Genomic DNA, 13,046 nt, shown 5'->3' on the forward strand with positions numbered 1-13,046 from the left:
CGTTTTATAAAGCGGATATTGCCACTTTAACGACGATTTTCCGTATGGGTGTCGCGACCGTTTTATTGCAGCCAGGGCGATGAACATCCTGCGGGAAAAAAATAGCGTAGCTTCCCGGAACCATTTCAAAGAAAGATTCATGTTCACTGTCGTGATAGAAAATAATATCGCGCTGTTCTAATAACGATTCGCTGATTTGGTTATTACCGGTGTCGATGGCAACCCCTATTTTTTCTTCACCCCAGGCGAGAAACTGAATATCCAGATAACGGCGATGAACTTCTGGACGGTTTTCAGCCGCAGTGCGGGTGGTTAAATCAATTATCTGGGCAAAAATATTTTTGCCGTCGATTTCCACCACCCCAGGGTTCAGCGTGCGAAAGTCGGTGGTGCGTAAGAAATCGAGCGCCTTTTCAATCGCGTCTGGCAGACGACACGGATTGGGCTGTGCGATATGTCCAAATATCATGCTATGCCTCCTTACAGCGCCTGGATTTTGGCCCATACGCTGTCATCGACGGTGATGCCGTTGCGGCGATTCTCATCCCGCAGCCGGGTAAATTCGTGGCCTGGCAGACGGATTGCCACGTTCTCATCGGCGCGCTCGGCGGTGGTGACGAAATCCATAATGCGCTGGAGTTTGGCATCGCGCGTGGCGCCATCAATCAGCTTATCGACCTCAATAGCGATGAAGATCTGCGAAACGCCGTATTCGTCGCTGTTTTCCTGGGTAACTTCGGCAACGGAAGCGCCGTCGGAAAGCAGGGTGGCGATCATATCCAGCACAATCGACAGACCTGACCCTTTCCAGTAGCCCATCGGCAAAATGCGGCGATTTTTTTCGATCACGCCAGGTTCTTTGGTCAAATTTCCTTCATCGTCGAACCCGCCGTCTACCGGCAGCTCACGTCCCGCCAGCCGGTTCACCTCTAACATGCCGTAGGAGAACATCGACATCGACATATCGATCATGGTGATTGGCGATGAAGGGATGGCGACGATCAGCGGGTTCGTGCCAATGCGGCACTCTTTTGACCCCCACGGCGGCATCACGGCGATAGAGTTGGTCCAGCAGATGCCGATGTAGCCTTTTTCCGCCGCCTGCCAGCCGTAGCTGCCGCCGCGCATCCAGTGGTTGGCATTGCGTAACGCCACCAGGCCGATGCCGTGGTCGGAAGCCAGTTCAATGGCGCGATCCATCATTTTTTTCGCCGTCAGATTGCCGATGGCTCGCTGAGCATCCCACTGCTCGATGGCGCCAAGGCTGGTGATGCGCTGCGGTCTGGCATCAGGAATGATGTCGCCATTATCCAGTTGCTGAATGAAACGGGGAAAGCGATTCACGCCATGCGAATAGACGCCGGATTCTGTAGTACGGGCAAACATCTCTGCACAGGCGTCAGCCGTTTCCACCGCAACGCCGCGCGCCAGCAGCACCCGATTGAACGCCTCTTTTAACTGCTCAAAAGTTACTTTCATTCCTGCTTCTCCCGTTTATTTTTGACCGCTTTTTTATCTTTAAATTTCACTATGCGAAATCTGATTTCAAATATAGCGATCAAATTTTGACAGATCAACGGGGTGGTCTATTTTTTAAAATCATCAAAATCAAATAGTTGTGTTTTTTCGGTTCAGATCGTGAACTGAAACACACTTTGCGCTACCATCAGAGCGCGACGAAAAGGGGAGCGGAAGCGATGGGCATAAAAGAGAGCGAAATGACGCAAGAAAAAGAGAGGCCAGCCGGTAGTCAGAGCCTGTTCCGTGGTTTGATGCTGATTGAGATCCTCAGTAACTACCCGAACGGATGCCCGCTGGCGCACTTGTCTGAACTGGCAGGGCTGAACAAAAGTACCGTGCATCGACTGCTACAGGGGTTGCAGTCCTGCGGGTATGTCACCCCCGCGCCTGCCGCCGGAAGCTATCGTCTGACCACTAAATTTATCGCTGTCGGGCAGAAAGCCCTGTCATCGCTGAATATCATTCATGTGGCTGCGCCGCATCTTGAGACGCTGAATATCGCTACTGGCGAGACCGTCAACTTCTCCAGCCGTGAAGACGATCATGCCATCCTGATCTATAAGCTGGAGCCGACCACCGGCATGCTGCGCACCCGCGCCTATATCGGTCAGCATATGCCGCTGTATTGCTCTGCGATGGGGAAGATTTACATGGCGTTCGGCCATCCTGACTATGTGGAAACCTATTGGGAAAGCCACAAGGATCAGATCCAGCCGTTGACCCGTAACACCATTACCGGGTTGCCGGCGATGTATGACGAGCTGGCGCAAATTCGTGAAAGCGGTATGGCGATGGATCGCGAAGAGAATGAGCTGGGCGTTTCCTGCATTGCCGTGCCGGTGTTTGATATTCACCATCGGGTGCCATACGCCATCTCTATTTCGCTTTCGACGTCCCGGCTCAAGCAAATCGGCGAGAAGAATCTGCTCAAGCCCCTGCGTGACACCGCGCAGGCGATCTCGAATGAGTTGGGTTTTACCGTGCGCGATTAAGGCAGGCGCCCGGAAGATGATGGGCATCTGACAAAATTTAATCGTTTCCCTCGTCGGATCAAAGCAGCGATCGCGCCCTCTCTGGCACTCTGGGGTTTTACGCAGGTGGAGAGGGCAATGAACCGATTTATCATGGCGGATGCGGCGAAATGTATCGGCTGTCGTACCTGTGAGGTTGCCTGCGTAGTGGCGCATCAGGAGAACCAGGACTGTGCGGCGGTGTCGTCCGGGGAATTTGTCTCCCGCATCCGGGTCATTAAAGACGATGCGTTTACCACGGCGGCGGCATGTCGCCAGTGTGAAGATGCCCCCTGCGCGAACGTGTGCCCAACGCAGGCAATTCGTCGCGATCATGGGCACATCTTCGTGGAACAAGCGCGCTGTATCGGGTGTAAAAGCTGTATGCTGGCGTGCCCGTTCGGCGCGATGAACGTTGTGTCGCGAACCTCACGCGTACAGGCGATTAAATGCGATCTTTGCTGGCACCGTGAAACGGGCCCGGCATGCGTGGAGGCTTGCCCGACTGACGCGTTGCAGTGCCTTGATGTGGAAAACGTGCAGCGACAACGACTGCACGCGCAACCCGTCTGAGTGTCACCCCGGTCAGGCGATGACCGGGGGGGCTGTCAGCCTTCGCGCCAGGCGCGCTCAACCTCTTCAGCAAGAATTTTCACCCCTGCCTCAATTTTTTGCGGATCGGGAACGTAGTTCATCCGCATGCACTGATGCGTATGCGGCCAGGGTTTGTCCAGCCCCGGGAAGAAGTAGTCGCCGGGAACCATCAATACGCCGCGTGCTTTCAGACGCTGGTACAGCAATTCAGTTGAAATCGGCAAATCTTTGAACCACAGCCAGAGGAAAATAGCGCCTTCCGGCTTATGGATCAGGCAGCGATTTTCCGGTAAATACCGGCGAATGGTCGCGATTGTCTCCAGTACGCGCTGGTAGTAGAACGGTTTTATTACCGTTTCCGACAGGCGCAGCAGGTCGTTACGCTTAATCATTTCGCACATCATTGCCGGGCCAATACCGCCAGGTGACAGGCTGATAATGCCGTTCATATTGGTGATGGCGGTGATGATTTTTTCATTGGCGATAATGATGCCGCAGCGGCTGCCGGGCAGCCCCAGTTTAGAGAGGCTCATGCACAGGATGATATTCGGATTCCACAGCGGGCGCGCTTCGCTGAAAATAATGCCCGGGAAGGGAACGCCGTAGGCGTTATCGATCACCAGCGGGATGCCGTGCTGATTGGCAAGGGTATCCAGCTTCATCAGCTCTTCGTCGGTAATCACATTGCCTGTTGGGTTAGTCGGGCGCGACACGCAGATCATGCCGGTCTCTTCCCCGATGCGCAGATGTTCAAAATCAACGTGGTATTTGAACTGACCTTCCGGCAATAGCTCGATATTCGGGCGAGCGGAAACGAAAAGATCCTCTTCCAGCCCGGAATCGGCATAACCAATGTATTCCGGTGCCAGCGGGAACAGCACTTTTTTAGTCGTCCCGTCGGCGCGGCGTCCGGCGAAGAGATTAAACAAGTAGAAAAACGCGCTCTGACTGCCGTTTGTTAGTGCAATATTCTGTGGTTCGATATCCCAACCCAGATTCTCACGCAGCAGCGACGCGAGCGCTGTCAGTAGCTCCGTTTTTCCCTGCGGACCGTCATAATTACAAAGCGCATCAGTGGCTTTGCCGTTTTCCAGCATTTCGCCCAGTAGCGAATGGAAGTAATTCTGCATTTCCGGGATTTGCGCTGGATTACCCCCGCCGAGCATGATTGCGCCGGGCGTGCGTAAGCCGTCATTGAGGTCTTCCATCAGGCGGGTAATGCCTGAATGGCGGGTAAATTTGTCGCCAAAAAGTGAGAATGTCATAGCAGGTGGTCTGTCGAACTCATTATCAAAGTGGCTAACCATAGCGCTACCTATGGCAGGGTGCAAATCAGGCGTTAACGCCGTGGGTGATGCTTTATGCTGAAGATTTTTATCTGGCTGGTGTTTTGTTTTGATGAGACGTCCGGCGGATGGGCACGCCGGACGTCAGGCAGGATTAAGGGCGACCCGCCCAGACGACCATGACCTTATCGCCGTCGTGCTCGCGCACAAAACCGTACCCCTGCTTCAGCGAGAGCGTGGTTTGCTTACCGGCGCCGATGGCGGGGTGTCTGGCGCGGAACTGGCTGATTCGCTGCCAGTGGGCAACGGTGGCGGCGGATTTACCGTTGATATCCTGCCAGTTCATGTCAGAACGGGTGCCTTGCAGCGGATCGGAACCCGTCGGGCCAAAGGGACGTGCGGATTCGTCGCCATAAAAGATCTGTACGGCGCCGGGCGCCAGCAGCAGAAGCTCTGCGGCCTTATCGCCGCCTTCCCGAAAGAGGCGCGTGTCGTGCGAGGAGAGATAACTCAGCACGTTGAAATCCTGTAATTTCTCTGCCATTTGCTGCCAGGTGGCGTCCATATCCGCCAGACAATCGACCGCTTTTGCCGCCTGCTCCTGGTAGTCAAAGTTGATCATCGCATCAAAGCCGTGGCGGTAATAATCACTCTGCATGACGCCGTGGCCCCAGGCTTCACCAGTCATCCAGAAAGGCGCGTCGTCCAGCGTCTTTTCCGGGTTGGCCTGTTTCCACTCGGTCAACGCCGCGCTGGCCTGGGTTTTCAACTGCTGCCAGGCCGGAAGTTCGACGTGTTTGGCGGTATCTACGCGGAACCCGTCGATGCCGTAATCACGCACCCACTGACTGAGCCAGTGGGTCAGATAATCCCGCGGCGTGTAGCCCTCAATGGCTTTTGCATGGGTATCCGGTTTGTTTTTATAGAACACCGGCAGGCCGGAAGGGGTTGTGGATTCCGTTTTAATATCGGGCAGGAAGGCCAGCGACATGGTCAAACCGTCAAAGCCTGGATTGTCATAATCGCCAATATCCGTGCGAATCCATTCTTTCCCCCACCATGCTTCCCATGCCGCTTTGTCGCTGAAGTTGATGTAGTCATTAAAGCTGTGCCAGCTTTGCCCGGCGGCGGGCTTCCAGTCAGTCCAGCGTTCGCCCAGCGTCTTTTTCAGCTCATCGCCTTGCAGATACAGCGCGCCAAACCGGAATGTCTGCATGTCCGCCAGCGTGGCGTAGCCCGTGTGGTTCATCACCACATCAAACAGAATACGGATGCCGCGCTGGTGTGCGCCATCGACTAACGCGCGAAGGTCGTCCTCGCTGCCCATATTGGCGTCCAGCGTGGTCCAGTCCTGGGTGTAATAGCCGTGGTAGGCATAATGCGGGAAATCCCCTTTCGTACCGCCGCCGACCCAGCCGTGGATTTGCTCGAACGGCGCGCTGATCCACAGGGCATTCACCCCCAGGTGTTGCAGATAGTCCAGCTTGTTTGCCAGTCCGCGTAAATCGCCGCCATGAAAGGTGCCAATCTCCTCCATGCCATCTTTGTGGCGGCCATAGCTTTGGTCATTCGTCGGATCGCCGTTCTGGAAACGGTCTGTCAGCACAAAGTAGACCGTCGCGTTATGCCAGTTGAATGCGGCGGGCGCGTTGGTTTCCGCGCGTTCAAGCAACAAAAGCCCGTTGCTGGTCGCGCCGGGTTGTAGCGTAATCTGACCGTTCTTAACGGTAGCGGTTTGCTGGCTGTAGTAATCGCGCACGATCGCGCCTTCCGGGAAGGTGTGACTCACCTCCAGGGTCAGCGGCGAGCCGTTCCACGTCGGGCACTGGCGCACCGTGCTGGCGACGGGATCGGCGGTGCTTTTTATCGACAGCGTCAGCGTTGGCGTACCGGAGCGGGTATCAATCTCCAGCGAGTAGTCGCCGTCTTTAAACCGTCGCCACTGCGGCGGCGTGCCTTCACACGGTTTGAGCGACAGCATCTGATTAAGTTTTATGGCATCAGCAGGTTGCCAGCACTGTTGGTCAATATGCAGCGTCAAAGGGCGCGTACCTTTCGTCAACGCGGCATGGCTGACAAACTTACCCGTACCTTCCGCCGTAAAGGGCGGGAATCCCTGAGATGTCCATGATGAGGCGAATACGATGCCGGGCATGAGCGCCAGCGCAAAAGCGGTAAGTTTCATTACGCTTTCCTTATTGCTGCGATTTTAGCCAGTATGCCGTTGAAAGATAGCGGATAACTCATCCCTCTGGCGTATTCCGCCAGGCTGAGGCGCGAGGGTGAGCGATCGTGCGCAGAAAATAGCCATGTTTTGCGATAACCACCACATTTTCTTCGTATTAATAGCGTTCTTCGCCATTATTGCGTGACAGGGTTTCGGAATTGGACTATTCCTTGGGGTGCTCTTGACGGTTATTTTTGATATGATTTGAGATTCATCTCTCATTTTTTTGAAAAATATAAGGCGTTGGAATGTATAAATCCGACCAGGAGACCTAATGATATTGACGCCCATACGACGATATGGGGCAATGATTCTTATGTTACTCACCGTAGTATTTTCGGGTGAGGTGCTGGCGAAGGCGCACACGACAACAACGAGTCAAAAGTCCCACGTAACCAAGACAGGTCATAAACAGGTAAGCAGTAAACAAGAGTATTCTCGCAATAGTGCAAAGAGTAGTTCACTTCCTGATTTGCGAAAATACCCTTCCGGAACACCAAGGAAAAAAGCGTTTCTCCGGACGGTTATGCCTTTTATCACCAGTCAAAATGCTGCGATTACTGCGGATCGTAACTGGCTGATTTCAAAACAGTATCAGAACCGCTGGTCGCCTTCTGAGCGTACGCGTATGAAAGATATCGCAGCGCGCTACAAGGTAAAGTGGTCTGGCAACACGCGTAACATTCCGTGGAATACCTTGCTGGAACGCGTAGACATCATCCCGACCAGTATGGTTGCGACGATGGCGGCGGCGGAAAGCGGCTGGGGAACCTCTAAACTGGCTCGCAACAACAATAACCTGTTCGGCATGAAATGCGGAAAAGGGCGTTGTACCAATGCGCCGGGTAAAGTGAAAGGTTACTCGCAGTTCGGCTCGGTTAAAGAGTCGGTTAACGCGTACGTGATTAATCTGAACACGCATCCTGCTTACTCGTCTTTCCGTAAGTCTCGCGCCCAGTTGCGTAAGGCGGATCAGGAAGTTACCGCAAGCGCGATGATTCATAAGCTGAAGGGTTATTCGACGAAAGGGCAGAGCTACAACAACTATCTGTTCGCGATGTATCAGGATAACCAGCGTTTAATCGCCGCGCATATGTAATGACCCGATTTTGTAGGCCGGATAAGACGCTTGCGCCGCCATCCGGCACAAACGCCCGGTGGCGCTTCGCTTACCGGGCCTACAAAAGACTCCGCTACAACAACACTTCACTGTACCGATCGCGGTACTCTTTTGGCGTCGTGTCATACTCCTTTTTGAAAACAGAATAGAAATATTGCAGGGATGGGTAGCCGCACATCTGTGATATTTCGTTAATCGGCAGCGTGGTTGAAATTAATAGGCTGCGCGCTTTTTCCAGTTTTTCAGCATGAATAACGGCGTGAATGGTCTCCCCGACGTCTTCTTTAAACCGTTTCTCCAGGTTCGAGCGGGAGATACCGACCGCGTCCAGCACCTGATCGACTTTAATACCTTTGCAGGCATGGTTACGGATGAAATGCATCGCCTGTATGACGGCCGGGTCGGTCAATGAGCGGTAGTCCGTCGAGCGACGCTCAACGACGCGCACAGGCGGAACCAGAATACGTTGCAGCGGCAGCACTTCCTTATCCAGCAGGCGGTGTAGCAGTTTTGCTGCCTGATAGCCCATCTGCCTGGCTCCCTGAGCGACCGATGACAGCGCGACCCGCGACAGATAACGGGTCAGTTCTTCGTTATCAATACCGATGACGCACAGCTTTTCGGGAACCGGGATATGCAGATGCTCGCAAACTTGCAGCACATGTCTCGCCCGGGCGTCGGTAACGGCGATAATCCCGGTTTGCGGCGGCAGGGTTTGCAGCCAGTCCGCCAATCGGTTTTGCGCGTGCTGCCAGTTTTCCGGTGCGGTTTCCAGCCCCTGATAGACCACGCCACGGTATTTTTCTTGTGCAACCAGTTGGCAGAATGCGTATTCACGCTCGGCCGCCCAGCGCTTGCCGCTGGAGGCGGGCAGGCCATAAAAGGCGAAGCGATTGATCCCTTTTTCTTTCAGGTGCAGAAAGGCGCTTTCCACCAGAGCGTAGTTATCGGTGGCGATATAATGGACGGATGGATAGTGTGCAGCAAGGTGGTAAGAACCGCCGACGCCGATAATGGGCACATCCACATCGGCAAGCGCCTGAGCAATGTCATCGTCATCGTAGTCGGCAATGACGCCATCGCCCAACCACTCTTTGATGTTATCAATTCGCGCGCGGAAGTCTTCTTCAATGAAGATATCCCATTCCGATTGCGATGCCTGTAAATATTCACCCACGCCTTCCACTACCTGACGGTCGTAGGCTTTATTTGCATTAAATAACAGTGTGATACGGTGGCGTTTCTCAAACATAGTTCTTTCCCTGCTGAATCAGTCATAAAGGACAATGCCGGTACGTGTTGACCGGCATTGAGCATGACCCCTTTTCTGGAATTCAGGAACGACGTTTAGTTGCTGAGTCCATCCATACTGCCAGTAACAAGATCGCACCTTTCACGATGTACTGCCAGAATGTGGGCACGTCCATCATACTCATTCCGTTATCAAGAGAGGCCATAATAAACGCCCCCATGACGGCGCCCGCGACGCTACCCACGCCACCCGCCAGGCTGGTTCCGCCGATCACGCAGGCGGCAATCGCGTCCAGTTCGGCAATGTTCCCGGCGGAAGGCGATCCGGCGCCGAGGCGCGAACTGAGTATCAGCCCTGCAATCGCCACCATCAGGCCGTTGATGGCGAAAACCGCCAGTTTGGTTCGCTCAACGTTAATGCCGGAGAGACGAGCGGCTTCCAGATTGCCGCCAATCGCATAAATTCTCCGGCCAAACGCCGTTCGCGTCGCCATAAACATACCGCCAAGCAGCAGGAATACCAGCAGCAGTACGGGCGTTGGAACGCCGCGATAATCGTTCAGCAGCCAGATTGCGCCCAGGACAATGACGGCGGTCAGCGCCTGGCGACCGACTACCGCAGTAGAAGCCGGGGTGCTAAGCGCCAGAGCCTGCCGACGCATACGCCCGCGCCATTGCCAGCCGATAAACGCCATTAAGCTGATGGCGCCTATTGTGAAGCCCAGACCGTTGGATAAGTAGCTCTGACCAATCTGCGACATCGCCGAGCTGGTGGGCGAGACGGTCGTACCATTCGTGATGCCAATGAGAATGCCACGGAAAGCCAGCATCCCGGCCAGGGTGACGATAAACGAAGGGACTTTCCGGTAGGCGACCCACCACCCGTTCCAGGCGCCGAGCAGTAAACCCAGCGCCAGCGTGACAACAATCGTAAGCGGCAATGGCCAGCCCAGCCAGACGTCGCAGATTGCCGCGACGCCGCCTAATAGCCCCATCATTGAGCCAACGGAGAGGTCGATTTCCGCAGAGATAATCACGAAAACCATCCCCACGGCCAGAATACCGGTGATCGCCGTCTGACGAAGCAGGTTGGAGACGTTGCGCGCGCTCAGGTATGCGCCTTCCGTGGTCCAGGTAAAGAACAGCATGATCACAATAATCGCCGCGATCATGACGAACACCTGTAGGTTCAGTGATTTTAACCCAGGAAAACCGCCCGTCAGAGGGGCTGAGAGTTTCACTTCAGACGGATTGTTTTTCGACATGATATTCGCTCCTCAATGCGGCTTCCATCACCTGTTCTTGAGTCAGGTTATGATTCACCAGGTTGGCTTTCAGTTTTCCTTCGTGCATCACCAGGATGCGATCGCTTAATCCAAGAACCTCGGGGAGTTCCGACGAGATGACGATGACAGCAATACCTTGCTGAACAAGCTGGTTAATGAGTTTGTAGATTTCATATTTCGCGCCGATATCGATTCCTCGGGTGGGTTCATCGAGGATGAGAATACGCGGGTTCAGCAGGAGACAGCGCGCCAGTATGGCCTTTTGTTGGTTCCCGCCGCTAAGGCGCCCAATCGCTAAATCAGGCGAGGATGTTTTCACTTTCAGGCGTTGCAGCGATTCCAGAATGCATTTTTGCTCTGCGGCATCGTCAAGATGGCTTATCTTCCCGGTGAACCGATCGAGCGCCGCCAGCGTGATATTTTTCCCGACGGCCATAACCGGCACAATGCCGTCGCGTTTCCTGTCTTCAGGCACCATTGCAATGCCATGAGCGATCGCTTGCTGGCAATGACGAATATCCACGGCCTGATTATCGATCATGACCTTTCCTTCCCAGCGCCCGGGCCAGACGCCGAACAGGCATTGCACTAACTCCGTGCGGCCCGCGCCGACCAGCCCTGCAATGCCGAGAATCTCGCCCCGTTTCAGCGAAAAGGAGACATCATTGACGCGTTTGATGTGACGGTTGACGGGGTGCCAGGCGGTAAGGTGCTCAACGCGCAAAATCTCCTCCCCGGTAGCATGTGGCTCATTAGGATAGAGCGCCGTCAGCTCGCGACCGACCATCATGGTGATGATATCGTCTTCTTCCATTCCGGCGGCTGCGCGGGTGCCAATATGTTGGCCGTCGCGGATCACGCAGATTGTGTCCGAGATAGCTTTAACTTCATTGAGCTTGTGTGAGATATAAATACACGCAATATCATGCTGTTGCAGATCGCGAATAATTTCCAGCAGCACGGTGGTTTCTTGTTCCGTGAGGGAGGCCGTCGGCTCATCGAGAATCAGCAGCCGAACTTGTTTATTAAGCGCTTTGGCAATTTCTACCAGCTGTTGTTGCCCCAGGCCCAGGTCGCCCACGCGGGTATCCGGTGAGATAGACAAGCTGACCTGATCTAACAGCTTCTGGCAGCGTAGCGTCATCATGTCGTAATCAAGAATGCCGTTACGGGTGATTTCGCTGCCCAGGAAGATATTTTCCAGCACGGTTAAGTGTTTAACCAGCGCTAACTCCTGGTGAATAATAGCAATGCCCTTACGTTCGGTATCACGAATATGGCTGGCTTGCAGTGTTTCTCCCGCAAACAGAATTTCACCTTCATAAGAGCCATGAGGGTAAATACCGCACAGCACTTTCATTAACGTTGATTTACCCGAACCATTTTCACCGCACAATGAAACGATTTCCCCGGCATTAAGCCTGAGGCTGACGTTATCAACTGCCTTCACTGCGCCGAAGGTCTTGGTAATGTTTTTCATTTCAAGTAGATAGGGCATAACTACTCCACATAAGCCAATGCGAGAACCCGGCATGGAGGGTTTGACGCCCTCCGCTGTTGTAGAGGGCGCAACGTTTACAGATCACTCTTTTTGTGGAACCCGTCTTTAATCACGGTTTCGTCAATATTGGTTTTATTAACATCAATTGGAGTAAGCAGACGGGAAGGGACATCTTTCAGACCGTTATTCAGCGTGGCGTCGGCCTTAGGTTGTTGCCCGTTACCCAGCTCGACGGCGATCTCGGCGGCGGTATTCGCCAGTAGCGTGATGGGTTTATAAACCGTCATGGTCTGCGTGCCTGCGACAATACGTTTAATGCCCGCAAGGTCGGCATCCTGACCGGAAATAGCGACTTTTCCCGATAATCCCTGAGCGCTGAGCGCCTGAATCGCACCGCCTGCGGTTGCGTCATTGGAAGCGACAACCGCGTCAATTTTGTTATTGTTTGCGGTCAGCGCATTTTCCATAATTTTCAGCGCATTTTCAGGCAACCATCCGTCCACCCATTGATCGCCGACGACGTTAATTTTTCCTGAGTCGATATAAGGTTTTAATACTTTCATTTGCCCGGCGCGGAACAATTTTGCATTATTATCTACCGGCGAGCCGCCCATCAGGAAATAATTCCCTTCAGGCACTTTATCGACCAACGCCTGAGCCTGTAATTCGCCGACTCTTTCGTTATCAAAAGAAATATAAAAATCGATGTCGGCATCATTTATCATGCGGTCGTACGCTAATACTTTTATTCCTTCTTGTTTCGCTTCTTTTACGACATTGCTTAATACTTGCCCGTTATAAGGAATAATGACCAGAACATCAACGCCACGGTTGATCATGTTTTCAATCTGCGACATTTGGGTTTCTTCATTACCATTGGCAGATTGTACAAATACTTTTGCGCCGAGGGACTCGGCCTTGCTCACGAAAATATCGCGATCTTTTTGCCAGCGTTCCAGACGTAAGTCATCGATAGCCATACCAATTTTAACTTCTTTGGCATGTCCCGTTATGCTGGCGAGCAGGAGTGAAGTGCAGACGGTGAGTAAGATGTTTTTTATCTTCATAATCGTGATGCCTTTTGTTAGAGGGAACAGCGGTAAAAGTAACAATCACAGCGTGAGACGTAGCAGATTTTTAGCAGTTAATACGCGGAAGGCAATTATAGATTTTTATCTTGCAGTTACGATTTTTGGTTTATTTCGGGAATTATGACCGAGATCGTACTTTTAATGACGCATTACGCCCGT

Annotated in this window: 11 protein-coding genes; 3 read left to right on the forward strand and 8 right to left on the reverse strand. The window is 53.4% G+C overall.

Annotation, left to right across the window (positions count from 1 at the left end; translation table 11 throughout):
* Nucleotides 1-4: 4 nt before the first annotated feature.
* Nucleotides 5-469 (reverse strand): YhcH/YjgK/YiaL family protein, encoded by a 465-nt coding sequence (locus OGV67_RS00875; RefSeq protein WP_071259231.1) that lies wholly within the window; start codon nucleotides 467-469, stop codon nucleotides 5-7.
* An 11-nt stretch (nucleotides 470-480) separates the two neighbouring features.
* On the reverse strand, nucleotides 481-1,479 hold the full coding sequence (gene yiaK / locus OGV67_RS00880) for a 3-dehydro-L-gulonate 2-dehydrogenase (protein WP_286464843.1): 999 nt from the start codon (nucleotides 1,477-1,479) through the stop codon (nucleotides 481-483).
* A 218-nt stretch (nucleotides 1,480-1,697) separates the two neighbouring features.
* On the opposite strand from yiaK, the gene yiaJ reads away from it, so the two are divergent.
* Both yiaJ and OGV67_RS00890 read left to right on the forward strand, forming a co-directional pair.
* Nucleotides 1,698-2,513: an IclR family transcriptional regulator YiaJ gene (gene yiaJ, locus OGV67_RS00885; RefSeq protein ID WP_058668270.1), complete on the forward strand. Its 816-nt coding sequence runs from the start codon at nucleotides 1,698-1,700 to the stop codon at nucleotides 2,511-2,513.
* A 117-nt stretch (nucleotides 2,514-2,630) separates the two neighbouring features.
* A complete protein-coding gene (locus tag OGV67_RS00890) occupies nucleotides 2,631-3,104 on the forward strand; it encodes a 4Fe-4S dicluster domain-containing protein (RefSeq protein ID WP_012135712.1) in 474 nt (157 codons plus the stop codon).
* Nucleotides 3,105-3,139: 35 nt separating this feature from the next.
* On the opposite strand, the gene avtA is transcribed toward OGV67_RS00890, so the two are convergent.
* Nucleotides 3,140-4,390 (reverse strand): valine--pyruvate transaminase, encoded by a 1,251-nt coding sequence (gene avtA, locus OGV67_RS00895; RefSeq protein ID WP_024131054.1) that lies wholly within the window; start codon nucleotides 4,388-4,390, stop codon nucleotides 3,140-3,142.
* 175 nt (nucleotides 4,391-4,565) lie between these two features.
* The gene (malS, locus tag OGV67_RS00900; protein WP_115614316.1) at nucleotides 4,566-6,596 is read right to left on the reverse strand and encodes an alpha-amylase; all 2,031 of its coding nucleotides are present in this window, start codon (nucleotides 6,594-6,596) and stop codon (nucleotides 4,566-4,568) included.
* A gap of 316 nt (nucleotides 6,597-6,912) precedes the next feature.
* On the opposite strand from malS, the gene OGV67_RS00905 reads away from it, so the two are divergent.
* Nucleotides 6,913-7,737, forward strand: coding sequence for a protein bax (locus OGV67_RS00905; protein WP_024131053.1), 825 nt, complete (start codon nucleotides 6,913-6,915; stop codon nucleotides 7,735-7,737).
* Between the two features lie 94 nt (nucleotides 7,738-7,831).
* Here OGV67_RS00905 and xylR read toward each other — a convergent pair whose 3' ends face one another.
* From xylR to xylF, 4 genes are all read right to left on the reverse strand, one after another.
* Entirely contained in the window at nucleotides 7,832-9,010 is a 1,179-nt protein-coding gene (xylR, locus tag OGV67_RS00910) for a D-xylose utilization transcriptional activator XylR (protein WP_012135707.1), read from the reverse strand.
* A gap of 82 nt (nucleotides 9,011-9,092) precedes the next feature.
* Entirely contained in the window at nucleotides 9,093-10,274 is a 1,182-nt protein-coding gene (gene xylH, locus OGV67_RS00915; protein WP_012135705.1) for a xylose ABC transporter permease XylH, read from the reverse strand.
* Entirely contained in the window at nucleotides 10,252-11,793 is a 1,542-nt protein-coding gene (locus OGV67_RS00920; protein ID WP_110493664.1) for a xylose ABC transporter ATP-binding protein, read from the reverse strand. Before OGV67_RS00920 ends, xylH begins: the two co-directional genes overlap by 23 nt.
* Before the next feature lie 77 nt (nucleotides 11,794-11,870).
* Nucleotides 11,871-12,863, reverse strand: a complete 993-nt coding sequence (gene xylF, locus OGV67_RS00925; protein WP_115614317.1) for a D-xylose ABC transporter substrate-binding protein — start codon at nucleotides 12,861-12,863, stop codon at nucleotides 11,871-11,873.
* Nucleotides 12,864-13,046 lie beyond the last annotated feature (183 nt).

It is taken from the genome of Citrobacter sp. CK188 (assembly GCF_030333525.1).
Lineage (GTDB): Bacteria > Pseudomonadota > Gammaproteobacteria > Enterobacterales > Enterobacteriaceae > Citrobacter_B > Citrobacter_B koseri.